The organism is Bradyrhizobium jicamae (genome assembly GCF_001440395.1).
GTDB lineage: Bacteria > Pseudomonadota > Alphaproteobacteria > Rhizobiales > Xanthobacteraceae > Bradyrhizobium > Bradyrhizobium jicamae.
Window position 1 is genome coordinate 16938 of record NZ_LLXZ01000160.1, and the last position, 13755, is coordinate 30692.

Genomic DNA, 13755 nt, shown 5'->3' on the forward strand with positions numbered 1-13755 from the left:
CGCGGGCGGCTGCCCTGTCGCCTACCCAGCTGTTCACGCGAGGCCACCGCGTCCGTAGGTTCAGCAGAGCGGAAGATCCAAGGCTGTCAGTCTAGCGCAGTGGCGCGCCTGAGGGCGCGTACTCATAAACGCCTCGCGTCTGCTTTGAAGCGCAAACCGGAAAACGTTCGATCGCTCTGAGCCTTACCGCTTTTGACCCGAAGCAGAAGTCGCAGACCTCGCTATGAATGCTTTCTAGGCCAACTCGGCGAGTAGCGCTGTGGCCTCTTTGAGGTCGGGGGTATCGAATCCCTCCGTGAAGCAGTGGTAGATCGGCGCGAGCAGGTCGTGGGCATCGGTGCGCTTGCCTTGATCGTACCAAAGCCGAGTCAGGCTGGTGGCGACACGCAATTCCCAGAGCCTTGCGCCTTGGTTCTGCGCTGTTCGAAGCGCGCGGCATAGCCAGCGTTCGGCATCGTGTCGATCCGACTTGGTGATCAGCGCCTCGGCCATGAGCCGATACAACTCCGCCTCGTACCACCGCTCGTCGGTTCGCTCGACCACCTTCAGGGCTTCATCTAACAGGCTGATCGCTTCAGCGGATCGGTTCGCTCGCCTGTGCGCTGCCGCCAGAAGACCGAGATAGTAAGGCACCTTGATCTCGGCACCCGTCGCCCGTTTCGCCGCCAGACCCCACTGCATCCTGCTGATGGCCTCCTCGATGGATCCTCCCAGCGCGAGCATGGCCCATCCTCGGAAACAGGTCCCTGTTCCCACGAAGTGAGGAAAACCATGATCGGTGGCGAGGGTTACCAGCTCCTCGGCTCGTTCAGCGAGGATCGCGCCGTCGCCGCGAAGCTGGTGAAAGATACAATTGACGTGCAGAGCAAACGCCAATGTATAAGGCTGCGACAGCTCGCGCGCCCAGGCCAGCGCGTGTCGGCTTTGTGCCAGCGCCTGATCCGCTTGTCCCAGCAGCAGAAGTGTCCAGGCGACGAAGCTCTCGCAGATAACGCGGATGTCGTGCGGCGCCAGCCTCGGAGGTCGGTGCTCCGCCGGATCATAGAGGTTGAGCGCCTGCTTCAGATGGTCGAGCGCACGGCTGAGGTCGGAGCGAAACAGATGGCTGATGCCCAAGTTCCGATGTGCCATCAGCTTGGTGTCGCTGTCATTTCGGTTTTCGGAAAGTACCGCTAACTCGTCCGCTAGCTGACGAGCGGCGCGGAACTCCGCGCGATTGTGCAAGAACGACCAGGCGCCGCCCAGGGCTATCGCGAGCTGGGATCCCTCCGGGGCCTCACGGCACAGCTCACGAGCACGGGCATACGCTTCACCGGCTTGAGACGATGCCCATCCCTTGGCCGCCACGAGGGCCCCAGCAAGGGCGAGCTGAAGAGAAAGTTCGCTCGATTGGCGCTGCGGATTTTTCGGCAGGCTGGCAAGCAACTCGAGCGCCTTGCCAAAGTGCGCAGCGGCCTCGGCCATCGTCGAACGTTGGACGGCCAAGCGCCCAGCCTTGTCCCAATACTCAATTGCCTTTTCAACGAGGCCAGCTCCGGCACAATGCTGAGCCATAAGCTCGGGCTGAGCCGCGGCAATCTCCGGAAACTGGCGTTCCAGCGTGGTGGCAATACGGCCATGCAGTTGCTGCCGTCGGGGGCGCAGCAAGGTGCTGTAGGCCGCGTCCTGCACTAGGGCATGCTTGAAGGTGTAGGTGGCATCAGGCGGCATCCCGCGTCGGAACACCAGCTCGGCGCGCATGAGCTGCTCCAAAGCGCCCTCCAGCCGCGGTTGCGGCATTTCGGCGACGGCACTGATCAGCTCGTGGGAAAACTGACGCCCGAGCGCCGCTGCGATCTGCGCCACTTCCCGAGTGGGCGCCAATCGATCGAGTCGAGCCAGGAGCGAGGCCTGGAGCGTCGTCGGGATTGCCAAAGGAAGCACCGGTCCGGCGACGCAGTAATGGTCTCCGGCATCGGTCATCAATCCGCTCTCGACGACTGACTTGGTCAGCTCCTCGATGAATAGCGGCACGCCATCGGTGCGATCAATGATCTGATCGGCAATCTCCGTGGGTAATGTCTTGCCCCCGGTTACATGCGCGATCATCTCGGCGCGGTGGCGAGGGGGCAAGCGGCTGAGACTGAGCAACGTCACCTGCGGACGGCCGATCCAGGGCGGCGTGAACTCCGGTCGGAACGTGATGATGATCAGGGCCTGCAGCGTCGCGGCTCCGTCTATGAGCAAATCCAGCGATTCCAGCGTGGTGGGGTCGCTCCAATGGACATCTTCCCATAGCATCAGCAGAGGCTGCCGCGCTGCGAGCCCTTCGACCTGCGCCAACTGCACCTGAAGCGTTTTCTCTTTGCGCTTCTGCGGCGTGAAATTGAGCGGCGGGTAGCGATCGCCAGTCGGTATCGACAGCAAGTCGGCCAATAGCGGGACGGCTTCGCTCAGTTCCTGGTTGGCCAGAGCCAGCACCGCAATAAGCTTATCCAAGCGGGTCTCGGCCGTATCCTCGCGCCGAAAGCCGGCCGCCTGCTCAAGCTGGGTGATGCTGGGATAGAACGCACTGTGCTGATGGTGCGGCGAGCAGAAATAACGCAACCGCGTGTGCGGCTCGTTGCCCAACTGCTCCAGCAGGGTTTGTGCGATGCGCGACTTGCCGATGCCCGGCTCACCAACAATCAGGACGACGGAACCGTCGCCGGCCTTGGCCTGCTCCCAGCGCCGCGTCAACAATGCGATCTCTTCCTCGCGACCAATCAACGGCGTGCTGGCCGCGCGTAGGGCCTCGAACCGACTGCCGACCAGGCTCGCGCCCACGACCCGCCAGACATGCACTGGATAATGGATTCCCGCGATCGGCAATGTGCCCAGATCGCAATAATCAAACAGGCCGCCAAGCAGGCGGCGCGTGTTGTCTGCGATGACAACCGAGTTCGGTTCGGCAAGTCCCTGTAGCCGTGCCGCGAGATTAGGGGTTTCACCAATGACGGCCTGTTCCTGGGCGGCGCCCTCACCGAGCAGATCACCGACGACTACGAGGCCCGTGGCGATACCGACACGCACCCGCAACGAGCTTCCCTGGCCTGCATCGAGCTTGGCCACCGCTTCGATCAACGCGAGGCCCGAGCGTACCGCTCGTTCGGCGTCCTCCTCATGAGCCTGCGGGTAACCGAAATAAGCTAGCACGCCGTCACCAAGATACTTGGCAACAAAGCCGCCGGATCCGGTGATTACCTCGGCGCAACGACGATGATAGGAGCCGATGATGTCGCGCAGTTCTTCCGGATCGAGCCGCGCAGACAGTGCCGTGGAACCGATGAGGTCGACGAACATGACCGTTAGCTGGCGGCGTTCGGCTTCGGGAGCCTTGCCGGCGGAGCGATCGGGCTCGACCGAATGTTTGGTCGTGTCGCGAAAAGTTTCGGTTCGCAACGCGGCGATCGCATCGAGGAGAATACGGCGATGGCCGACCGCAGTCACACCGAGGTCTCTGAGGTCCTCGGCAGTGAGCTTGGGCAGGATTGCCTCATCGATCGCGTTTTCCCGGAATGCCTGGTCGTAGCGTTCCAGGCCGAGGCCGCGCAGCCAGGCAGAGATATCCATGCCATTCACCGCACACTTGGCCGCACTCATCCACAGGCCATAGCCGCCGCCACGTCGGCCGCTTCGTTAGCCGTGCGCCGTCGGTCGAGCCGCTCGCGGATCACACCGTCGCACCAGAATGAGAAAGCCAGTTTACCCCACCCCATGGGGCGAGACACGCTTTTTTGGCCCGTGAAGCGCTGGAACCCGCGGATCAACCCCGGAGCGAGCCCGTGAGCACTCGCAGAAAACGACGCTCACCGTCACGACCCCACCGACGCATCTCGCGCTCGCCGACGGGGTGATCGAGTGAGAGGGCTACTTCCGTTGTTGGCCCGTATGCGACGACTCCGACCTGTGACGTAGCGTCTGTTGCTAGGGGTGGACCGGCCATGGTTCAGACGCGGGCCAACCGGCGCAACTGACCCAAAACCGGCTGTTTCGGTGACGTCGCCTTTAGGCAGCGTAGGTGATTGCGCGAGCAGAGAGGATCGGGGGCTCTCGAAGCCGGCCCAAGTTCGCGAAGGCCGACGGCTTCACCCCGAATTTGACGTGACCACCAGCACAGTTGGCTAGGTCAGATCGGCCTACCCTTAAAGGCATAGTCTGAGGACTGGTTCTCATCAGAAGATACCATCTGGAGACGAATATGGGCGAGGTTGTCCGGTTCATCCCGAAATCTGATCGCGGAAGGCAGCATCTGGAGACGAATATCGGCGAGGTTATCCGGTTCATCTCGAAATCTGATCGCGAGCGACTCCGCTTCACTCGAGAAGCTCGCGCGATATACGACAGCGTTTTCCGACCGGCTGATCCCGTCGACGAACAGCGGGACGTCGCGCCGATAAGTCGCGCGAATCCCTATGGCAGCGACGAGGTTCTGTCGTGACCATCGGACCATAGGTTTCGCAAAGTCCAGAAAATCGGGTCATAGAACCGCACATCCATCTGGCGGTAATCGCCCGGCACTACGGCTTCACTTTCGCAGAACTGATCAAGGGTGGGCTGCATGTTCTGCCCCTACTGGGTGAGGACGCAGTGCTGTGTGCCGTCAATCCGCGATCCGGACGCGTCGAGCTTCCAAACTGGAGGCTCGGATCATGCGCTACGAACTCACCGACCGGGATGATCGATTTACGTCTGGCGCTCTTGGCGGCGCTATGCTCGATGATCAGATTTAAAGCTGAAGCTTCGTCGGCACAGGCAGCGATGCTCTTCCCATCGACGCACACCATCCACTGCTGGCCGATCACTTTGACCGTATATTCTGTCATTGCGGGCCCATCCACGATAAGACCCCCAGCCAAGCAACTCTATTAGGCCAGACTCGCCTTAATGGTTTCTTAATAGTTCAGGCTGGACGGATCTCCAATCTGGTTCGCGAAAAAGTGGGGCAATAGCCGGTACCGGTACCTGCTCGATTGCGATCCCGGGAAACCGGGGGTGGGGGTTCGAGCCCCCTACCCCCTCACCGATGCGCCCCAAACAGCATGTTCACCGCCATCGCCATGTGAGCACGCGCCAATGATTTTCAAGTGCCTGCGCCATTTAGCGTCTCCCATACCGCTCGATTGGGCCATGATGTCCGTCGTGGTTCGGAGGTCTGTGATGAGCGAGTATCAACGCCTTCCGCCCCGATCGCAGCGCCCCCGATGAGCGTAGCAAGAGGGAGTATCAGCTGGTTGGCCACTGCAAGCCATTGTTTTTGCAGACCCGTGGCACTTCAGCCCCGGGGAGCCAATATGGTCGCACGTTTCCGTGGCGTCCGTTTCCACCCCCCTCGCCCTGCATGATCTCCAATGTGCGCCTGCAGTAAATGCGTGCGGTGGGCAGATTTATCGCGACCGAAACGCGATCGAGGCCGGCTATTTAATTAAATTCCATATGATCCCGACCCGGAACGGTCGCTGCCTCAATGCCGTCTCCGCGCAAAAGCCGCTGAATCTGGCCCGTGGCGCACCGGTTAACCGGACAACCATAAGGCGCAATGGCTTGGGAATTTAACAGTGGTACTGCATTATTCCTCTTGACCTCCATTATAAATTCTGAAAAAGTTCCATCGAATTTAAATATTTAATATAAGGATGTCACCATGGGGAAGGCATTTAATATTCTGGCCGTGAGCTTGCTCGCCGGTCTAATTCATTCGCCGGCAAACGCAGCCGTCGTGAGTTTCACCGGTGACGGCAATTTTTCCAGTATCTCGAATTGCAGTGGCGGCAGCCCCGGTTGCTCCATCACCAATAACAACAACGTCCTCAAAATGTCGGGATCAGCAGGGTGGCCGTCAAACAACCCGAGCACGCTGACCATCACTGATATCACCGGCAACATCACGTCGAACAAGGACGACTATGTCATCGGCAAGATCACCTGGGTGAATCTTGCGACCTACAACACCGACCAGAATTTCAACGTCAAATACACTTTCTCGCTGAACTTCACCTCGCCGAACAATGCGTTTGATAAGCAGGAGTTCAGCCTGAACATCCAGCAGACGACCAACCCGTCGCCTGACAACGTGTTCAACATCAGCCAGACGCTGCTCAACAACCTTGGTCCGTTCACCCTCAACGGCGTTACAGTGTCCGACATCCACTTCGCTGAATATGGCGATGGATGGTACGACAAAAACACCGGCAAATGGACGAACCCCGAGGGCAAGACGTCGACGCTCAAGATCCTGGCGGACTTCACCTTCGAAACCGCGCCGCCGGTCCCGGAACCGTCGACCTGGGCCATGATGATCCTTGGCTTCGGTGGCGTCGGCTTCATGGCCTATCGCCGCAAGCGCAGCGGCAGCGCACTCACCGCGGCTTGATCGCCCACGCTGAAGGAATTCGAAAGCCGCCCTGCCCGGGCGGCTTTTTCTTTGTTGGCCTCTTCTTACTTGGCCGCGATGGCGGCAATGAACAGCGCGCAGGCCAGCGTGGACGCGACCGTGCGCACGTGGTTCCAGAACGTCCAATCCGTCAGGTAGCGCGCCCACAGCGAGGCGGCCTCCTGGCTTGCGGGATCGGCCGCGGCAAGTGCGTTGTTCAGCGGCACGTTGAAGATCATCGTGACGACGAACATGCCGAGCACATAGAGCACGCCGCCGGCCAGCATCGCCATCGCACCCGGCTCGCCCCAGCGAAACAGCGCCATTACCGCCAGCGCCGCGCTCGTCGCCGTCGTTGCCAGGAAGACCGGCAGGAACAGCGACTGCACGATAACGGCATTGATCGCATTCATCGCGGCGATGCCGGAGGCCTGCCCGATGCGGCCGAACGCCGTCATGATGAAGGTCGAGAACGCGAAATAGAGCCCGGCGAGCAGGCCGCAGCCGATGGCGGAGAACCACAGCAAGCCGGTGATCAACATCTGCAGCATGATCAAGCCCCCCACACACCGGTCGCGGCGGTCCGGCGGGCGTAGTCGGAAAAGTCGCGTGCGGGGCGGCCGAGCGCCTGCTCGACGCCGTGCGCGACATCAGAATTGCGCCCGTCGAGCACGACGGTAAACAGCTCCAGCATCAGCTCGATGACATCGTCAGGCACATGGGGGCGCATGGCGGCCGCAAAATCCTGCGGCGCGACCTGGCGGTACTGAACCGGCCGTCCCGCGGCCTGGGCGATTTCGGCAACCGCTTGCGCAAACGTCAGCGCGCGCGGCCCCGTGACCTCATAGAGCTTGCCGACATGACGCGCCTCCGTCAGCGCCGCGACCACGATTTCGGCGATGTCGTTGACGTCGATGAACGGCTCTCGCACGGCGCCCGCCGGCAGTGCGATCTCGCCGGCCAGCACGCCGTCGAGCAGATAGCCTTCGGAAAAATTCTGGTTGAACCAACTCGCGCGCACGATGGTCCAAGGCACGCCGGACTGCTGCAGCGCCGCCTCCGCCTGCTGCGCCCTCGGCTCGCCGCGGCCAGACAACAGGACGACGCGCTCAAGCCCGTTCTCGCGCGCCAGCCGGCTGACTTCCGCAATCGCCTCGGGGGCGCCCTCGACCGCAAGATCCGGCTGGTAGGTGACGTAGGCCATCGAAACGCCGGCAAGCGCGGCCGGCCACGTCTCGGGCCGGGTCCAGTCGAACGGTACAGGCGTCGAACGCGACACCGGCCGGGTCGGGATGCCGCGCGACGGCAGCAGCGCGTTGACGCGCGCACCGGTCTTGCCCGCGCCGCCGATGATCAGAATCGGGAGTTCCGACATGAAGAAATCCTTTCGGGAGCAATACGAGAACATCTCGTATTTGCCAAATGCGATAAACTCTCGTATTAGTAACGTCAAGTCGTTTTTATGTGAGAGGACCCGATGCCGCGGGCGAAAGCCGGACCGAAAACAACCGAGACTGCGCCCGCACTGGCGCGCCTGGTACCGACCCAGCAGCGCAGCCGCGAGCGGTTCGAAAAGATCCTGGCCTGCGCGGCGGAATTGATGGCGGAGAAAGGCAGCGAAGCCTTCCGCATGAGCGACGTTGTCGAACGCAGCGGCGTGCCGTTCGGCTCGCTCTATCAGTACTTTCCGGACAAGACGGCGATCATCGGCACGCTGGCGGAACGCTACAACGCGGTCGGCCGCGATTGCGTCCGGCGCGACCTCGCGGTGGTCAAGGCTACCCGCGATCTGCATCCGGCCTTGTGCCGCATTACCGACAGCTACTATCGGATGTTCATGGACGTGCCTGTCATGCGCGACATCTGGCAGGCGACGCAGGCCGACCGTGCCCTGCAGAAGCTCGACGAGGAAGACGGCGCCTATCTCGCCGGGCTGCTCGGCGACGCGCTGCGGCGGATCGCGCCCGACGCGCCCGCATCGGCGCTGGCCTCGTTTTCCCAATTGATGATGACGCTGATCGCCGCGACCGTCCGCCACGCCATCACGCAGGACGCGAAGGAAGCCGCCCGCATCCTCACTTTATTCAAGCGGATGCTGCCGAAGAATCTCGCGGCGCTGGAGGCGTGAGGATGTCGCGCGTCGCCGTGGTCACCGCTCGAACACCGCAGCGCAAGCCGAACTCAGGCTTCCCTTTTGCCGGCGCAGGCAGGCGGTGATCGCCCGCGCGTTCGGGATTTCGCCGGCGCAGAGCCGGTAGACGTCGGGCGTACAGGCCCTGCGCTGTTCCGGCGTGCCCTGCTGGGCATGGGCTGAAGCGCACGCCATCAGCGCCAGTAGGAAACCGAGCGTCGACGCCCGGCGGGAACGACGGAACAGTGCCGCACTTCGCGCAAACCTTGCCTTCATGACCGCGCCTCCTGGAGTGCGCCCACCCTGACAAGGCAGGCGTCATCCAGCCGGATACGCGAACTAAATTTTGCAAAATGTGATTTTTCTCACACGCGCCCTGCGTGTGCAGGGCCTAGTCTTTGCGCGGGGAACTCAATACTTCGGTAACCAGTTTTGCCGCGGCTGCCGGGTCGTTAAAATTCGAGCGATCCGTTCAATCTGTAAACAAACTAGTTTTGCGAGCGTCGCCCTCTGGAACCGCCGGAGAGCGCGATGAGCGAAGTTGAATACGATTTGCTGTTGGAAGCCGTTCAGACGGCCATTGCGCCAGCACCGGAGGACAATTTCATGGTCCAGACCCAGCGCTCTTATCCATCGCCGCGCGCCGCCAACGACAACCGGACCCTTTGGCCGCTGGTTCCGTTCCCCGAGGGCTGGCAGGCCGCTTACTGAAAACGGCCGGCCCCGCGGTGGCCCCTCATACAGTCAGCCTAAGTCATTGATTATATGGATGGAGGCCACGACCAGAATTGAACTGGGTGTGCACGGTTTTGCAGGCGGAATAATAAAATAGCCACTCCTCTATTTTTCCGCTGAAGGAAGCAGCACGGAAAAAATTTCCGAGGGAGTGGCGCCCGCGCGTTATTGGCGGCATCGCCGAACGCCGGCCTCTCAATCAGTGAACTGACTTCACTGCCTCGGTTCCGAAGAAACGATCCCGCAGCCATTTTCCTTTTTGAGTGAAGGCGGCCGGAAACAATCTCCTGCCATTCTTGCCGTGTCGGGCTCAAGAGGCGCTTTGCTTCTCAGCGCGTTCCTCCCAAGACTTGGGCCGCCGAACGCTGGCGGCCCTTTTTTGCGAGCGGAGCTTGCCATCACCAGGCGGCGCCGGGCCGCTGCCGGATTGCGCTTCCAATAAATGGCCGTGTTGAGCCATGGGCGCCTGGTGAAACGGCTCTGGCGCGGGGCTGGGGGCTAATAGCGCCAGAGCCGTCCCAAGCTGCGCCTTTCGAGCGCCGAATCATCATGCCGGGATAAAGCGGCAAAACCGTGTGCGCGCCCGAACGTCAACGAGCGGCATCTTTTCCTTTCGGACTGGGGCCGCGGCTTGCGATGCGTGGCAGAATTGCCTGCATGCCCTTAGGAACGGGGTTCAGCTTCGTGGCATTGCCCTACGCGCCATGGCCGCCACATGGCGCATGGAATGACGGCCCCAGCACTCCCCCAGGCTGGGGCCGTTTTGGATAACTAGACGATCAACCTACCCTGAGGTTCTCGGCGGATTCTTTCCCGCGGTTGGCCACGACTTCGTAGCTCACTTTCGCGCCCTCATTCAGATTGCTTAGACCTGCTCTCTCGACGGCCGAGATATGGACGAACACGTCCTTGCCGCCAGTGTCGGGCTGAATAAATCCATAGCCCTTTGTCGCGTTGAACCACTTCACTGTACCTATCGCCACGTGATTCTCCCCATAGATTCGAGAACACGATAGGATGGTGACTGAAATCCGGCGAAAGAAAGGGCCCGCCAGCGTGAACCGGCGGGCCTTTGAAATTTCCTGAGCAATCAAACGTTTTCAGACACGCGCACGCTATTGCTTGGTCTTCGGCCGCGCCGCTTCCTTTGCACGCTCTGCTTGCCAAGCATCATATGCCGCTGTGCCCGGTCTAGGAGGTGCGCCGGCCGGCAATCCGCCCATCCACGACGGCATGTCCGCGACCGGATTGCTGCCGCTGGTCGCGCATCCTGCGATCAGGTTGGCAATGGCAAACAGAAAGATGAGGCTGGGCTTCATCGTTGCTCCCGGTGGCTGGCCCGGCGCACGACGCTTTCCGGACGACATGCACCGGGCCATGCCACTGCCGGTCACCCCCGGAATGGCAATTCAGGCTTACGAATGGGCACGTGATTTCCGTTTGATCCAGATCAACGCAGGGCCTCGAACGAGATCAACGATCAACCCATGGCGCGGACCGACTGAACGGTTTGCATTGTCCCTTGCCGCGACGCCGGCCTGGACGGTCGGCGCGATCAGCATCCTGTTGTTCGCGATGTAGGCAATACCGGCGTGACGATGCGAAAATTTGTTCTCGCTATCCTTGCTTCTGCGGTGTTCGGCCCGTTTGCCGTGACCGGCGCCAACGCCATGCCAATCGCGCCATCCGTGGCGCCGACGTCAAGCATGGAACAGGTCGGCTGGGTCTGCAATCTGTGGGACGTTGCTGGTGGCAGCCGAACTACGATCGTCGCTATGGGTATTATCGTCGATATCGATCTGACGACGATGACTGACCGCGCCGCCACGGCTACGGTCAACGTTATTGGGGGCCCGGTTACAGTCGGGGCGACGGTCACGGCGGTTAGCGATGACAACGAGCAATGAGCCCGCCAGCGTGAACCGGCGGGCTTTCCCGGATTAGGTCGTTCAGCAGATAAGCGTGCCGAGGTAGTCGATCAGTGCGCTTGCCGCGGCCATTGTGTCCGGCTTTGTCTTCAACAGATCGGCTGCCGCGCCTCGCTCCACTTCACCAGCTTCGCACGCCTCGTCGGCAACCGCCGACTATTCCATTCCCTCAAGTTCAGGAACATCCCAAAGCAAAACTGCCAGGATGATAAGCCCTGGCGTCCATGCGAGCATGGCGCCAAATGCTATAGCTTGCAAAGTGGTCATGGATCGGTCCCCAAATCCTATCAACCGACGAAGAACGACTCAGCGTTTCGACTTCGTCCGGCGCATGACAAGACCAAGGCTTTTATGCGATGTGAACAGCTCCTAGCAGCCACGTCATCCCGGCCATGCAGGAGGACGCCGCAAAGATGGTGGACCAAGCCCTCCGAGCTGCGATTACCAGTCGCAATAAACCGGTTGGGGAGCAAAGCGGTAGCGGGCCTCCACCGATCGAACAAATCGCGACCAAAAAAAACATCAAGTTTTCAGTGAGTTAGAATGGAGGCCACGACCAGAATTGAACTGGTGTACACGGTTTTGCAGACCGTTGCGTAACCACTCCGCCACGTGGCCCCATAGGGGCGGATCAATACAGGCGATCAATCACTTAGGCAACCTGCCTCTACAGCCTCTCCTAAACTTCTGAAACTCCGATTCCGTCGCTATTTTAAGACTCGCGGGCACGGTCTGACGTGGCACCGCCCACCAGATCAGGTTCAGTGCGCATCCTAAATGTGCCGGCCCGCTACCGGCAGCTTGCGAAGGAGCGCCTGTGGCTCGGCACCGGCGCAATTGAAGGTGAGCGGCCGGTTAGGCCTCAGCGTTCTCAATTAGTCAGCCGAATAAACCTATGTCTGATTGAGAGCAGGCGAAGTCTGGTTTCTGTAGCTCTCACGACCGACTCAGCTGGATGAGGGCCGATGCCACGCTACTACTTCGACTTTCGGGACGGAGATAACCTATCATTTGATGATGAAGGAATGGAGCTATCGAGCATCGCATCCGTGCAGGAAGAGGCCGCGAGAACCTTGGCAGAAATGGCCCGAGATGCAGTGCGCTCCTCAAAATGCGATGGCAGCAACAACCGTCAAATGTCGGTCGACGTCAGAAACCACGCTGGCCTTGTCCTGCAAGTGAAATTCACATTCGAGGTCGCCAGGTACCACGGCTGATTGCCTGAACGAGAAAGCGGCCTCAAGCGGCGCCGCCGAGATCCCCCTTGGGCTGAGGTGTCGCCCGACAAACCGCCGCCTTCGCTTGCAGGAGCTTGCGCAAGCGCAACGCGCCTCAGTCGGCGGAGGTATCGCCGATCCGATTGTTCCGAAGCCCCAGCTTGGCCGTCCTCGCACGAATGCCTCCGACGGTCCGCTTCATTTCCAGTGCGATCGCCCGCGGTGGCTTGCCGCTGCCGATCAACGATCGCAGCAGCGCATCGTCTTCCTCGCTCCATTCGGCGCCGCTCAGTTGAAAGCGATCCTCGCGGCTCGCTTCCCTCGCCGGCGGCGCAAACCGCTGCCAGCCCAGCGTCTCCCGGAAAATGACGACGAAGGCAATCCAGAGAACGATGGCGCGTCCCTCCGATAGGGCGGCGGCTTTGAGATGCTCTGCGCCGAAGGTTGCCGGCCGCAAGGCGTCCAGCGCCGGCCAGATATCGCCGGCGATCGAATTGACGACATAGACGTACAGCGACACGAAGGGGCCGGAGATGATGGCGCCGATAGCCGCGATCAGCCAGAGCGGCAGTCTTTCCCGAACGCACTTGCTCACCAATTGGGTGGCGAGGCTCGCCAGCCACCAGGGGATAAGGGCGAGGGAGAGGACATAGGCGATCGCGCCCTCGGTTCCGAAAATTGACACATATGGTCCGAGCATGGCGGAAAGCATCGCCAGCAGAATCGGAACGGCGCAGAAGAAAACGAGATCGATCCAGACCTGTTTCGACAGGCGCAAATGCCCAACCAATTCCATCTCATTGCCCCGCTCGCATCCGATCCGTCCGTCATAGTGCGCGCACGAGAATGCAGCAACTTCGTGATAGTATAACACTACCGTCCGCCCTTGACCCCGCCACAACGCCCGACTAACAGTTGAGGCGAAGGAGAGCCTGCTTGAAGCGCGTTGGATCACGCATTGCGAATTACGATTGGCGACGACTTGTCACAGTCGTGTGCCTCTCCGCGTTCGTTCTGCTGACCATCTGCCACGCAAGTCATTGCTTCGCACAGCCCACCGCCAAGACGACTTGGAGCATGGCGGCCGCGCATGGAACGGATGATGGCGCCGCTGCCGTCGCCGAGTCCGTCTGTCAATTCTGCGTACAAATTGCGGAAGAACTGACATTCGTTGCCCTGGCTGGCCATAACCCACACAGCGTGCGGATTGAAACCGTCGTGTCCAAACTTTCGACACGGCCGATTCCGGCAGAATTTCCACCACCCATAGCCTGACATCGCAAAGACCGCGCTCGCCGCGGCGGACGCAATGCGTCCGCGCGCCGGCAGCAATGCTGCATCTTTCGATGATTC

14 protein-coding genes and 1 tRNA gene are annotated in these 13755 nt (G+C 60.9%); 8 read left to right on the plus strand and 7 right to left on the minus strand.

What is annotated here, in order from left to right; all coding sequences use genetic code 11:
- Window positions 1-234: 234 nt before the first annotated feature.
- The gene (locus tag CQ12_RS26420) at window positions 235-3591 is read right to left on the minus strand and encodes an adenylate/guanylate cyclase domain-containing protein (RefSeq protein WP_057838216.1); all 3357 of its coding nucleotides are present in this window, start codon (window positions 3589-3591) and stop codon (window positions 235-237) included.
- A gap of 628 nt (window positions 3592-4219) precedes the next feature.
- On the opposite strand from CQ12_RS26420, the gene CQ12_RS42795 reads away from it, so the two are divergent.
- Both CQ12_RS42795 and CQ12_RS46740 read left to right on the plus strand, forming a co-directional pair.
- Window positions 4220-4459: a hypothetical protein gene (locus tag CQ12_RS42795; RefSeq protein ID WP_083519496.1), complete on the plus strand. Its 240-nt coding sequence runs from the start codon at window positions 4220-4222 to the stop codon at window positions 4457-4459.
- Between the two features lie 1203 nt (window positions 4460-5662).
- Window positions 5663-6391 carry a choice-of-anchor K domain-containing protein gene (locus CQ12_RS46740; RefSeq protein ID WP_057838218.1) on the plus strand — a complete coding sequence of 243 codons (729 nt, stop codon included), beginning with the start codon at window positions 5663-5665 and terminating at the stop codon, window positions 6389-6391.
- Between the two features lie 65 nt (window positions 6392-6456).
- On the opposite strand, the gene CQ12_RS26435 is transcribed toward CQ12_RS46740, so the two are convergent.
- Both CQ12_RS26435 and CQ12_RS26440 read right to left on the minus strand, forming a co-directional pair.
- The gene (locus tag CQ12_RS26435; protein WP_057838219.1) at window positions 6457-6942 is read right to left on the minus strand and encodes an anthrone oxygenase family protein; all 486 of its coding nucleotides are present in this window, start codon (window positions 6940-6942) and stop codon (window positions 6457-6459) included.
- A gap of 2 nt (window positions 6943-6944) precedes the next feature.
- The gene (locus CQ12_RS26440) at window positions 6945-7766 is read right to left on the minus strand and encodes an NmrA family NAD(P)-binding protein (RefSeq protein ID WP_057838220.1); all 822 of its coding nucleotides are present in this window, start codon (window positions 7764-7766) and stop codon (window positions 6945-6947) included.
- Between the two features lie 102 nt (window positions 7767-7868).
- Here CQ12_RS26440 and CQ12_RS26445 point away from each other — a divergent pair, with 102 nt between their 5' ends.
- On the plus strand, window positions 7869-8519 hold the full coding sequence (locus tag CQ12_RS26445; protein WP_057838221.1) for a TetR/AcrR family transcriptional regulator: 651 nt from the start codon (window positions 7869-7871) through the stop codon (window positions 8517-8519).
- 21 nt (window positions 8520-8540) lie between these two features.
- Here the strand turns inward: CQ12_RS26445 and CQ12_RS26450 are convergent, their stop codons facing one another.
- Window positions 8541-8798 carry a hypothetical protein gene (locus CQ12_RS26450; protein WP_057838222.1) on the minus strand — a complete coding sequence of 86 codons (258 nt, stop codon included), beginning with the start codon at window positions 8796-8798 and terminating at the stop codon, window positions 8541-8543.
- A gap of 255 nt (window positions 8799-9053) precedes the next feature.
- On the opposite strand from CQ12_RS26450, the gene CQ12_RS26455 reads away from it, so the two are divergent.
- Window positions 9054-9233 (plus strand): hypothetical protein, encoded by a 180-nt coding sequence (locus CQ12_RS26455; RefSeq protein ID WP_057838223.1) that lies wholly within the window; start codon window positions 9054-9056, stop codon window positions 9231-9233.
- 803 nt (window positions 9234-10036) lie between these two features.
- On the opposite strand, the gene CQ12_RS26460 is transcribed toward CQ12_RS26455, so the two are convergent.
- Window positions 10037-10240 carry a cold-shock protein gene (locus CQ12_RS26460; RefSeq protein ID WP_057838296.1) on the minus strand — a complete coding sequence of 68 codons (204 nt, stop codon included), beginning with the start codon at window positions 10238-10240 and terminating at the stop codon, window positions 10037-10039.
- A gap of 250 nt (window positions 10241-10490) precedes the next feature.
- Between CQ12_RS26460 and CQ12_RS26465 the strand changes: the two genes are divergently transcribed.
- Entirely contained in the window at window positions 10491-10838 is a 348-nt protein-coding gene (locus CQ12_RS26465) for a hypothetical protein (RefSeq protein WP_057838224.1), read from the plus strand.
- Between the two features lie 17 nt (window positions 10839-10855).
- A complete protein-coding gene (locus CQ12_RS26470; RefSeq protein ID WP_157088522.1) occupies window positions 10856-11164 on the plus strand; it encodes a hypothetical protein in 309 nt (102 codons plus the stop codon).
- Between the two features lie 565 nt (window positions 11165-11729).
- Here CQ12_RS26470 and CQ12_RS26475 read toward each other — a convergent pair.
- Window positions 11730-11803: transfer RNA gene (locus CQ12_RS26475), tRNA-Cys, on the minus strand.
- Between the two features lie 347 nt (window positions 11804-12150).
- Between CQ12_RS26475 and CQ12_RS26480 the strand changes: the two genes are divergently transcribed.
- Window positions 12151-12402 (plus strand): DUF6894 family protein, encoded by a 252-nt coding sequence (locus CQ12_RS26480; RefSeq protein ID WP_057838226.1) that lies wholly within the window; start codon window positions 12151-12153, stop codon window positions 12400-12402.
- Between the two features lie 115 nt (window positions 12403-12517).
- On the opposite strand, the gene CQ12_RS26485 is transcribed toward CQ12_RS26480, so the two are convergent.
- Window positions 12518-13198, minus strand: coding sequence for a hypothetical protein (locus CQ12_RS26485; protein WP_057838227.1), 681 nt, complete (start codon window positions 13196-13198; stop codon window positions 12518-12520).
- A gap of 140 nt (window positions 13199-13338) precedes the next feature.
- Here CQ12_RS26485 and CQ12_RS44255 point away from each other — a divergent pair, with 140 nt between their 5' ends.
- Window positions 13339-13677, plus strand: coding sequence for a hypothetical protein (locus CQ12_RS44255; RefSeq protein WP_157088523.1), 339 nt, complete (start codon window positions 13339-13341; stop codon window positions 13675-13677).
- Window positions 13678-13755: the final 78 nt, after the last annotated feature.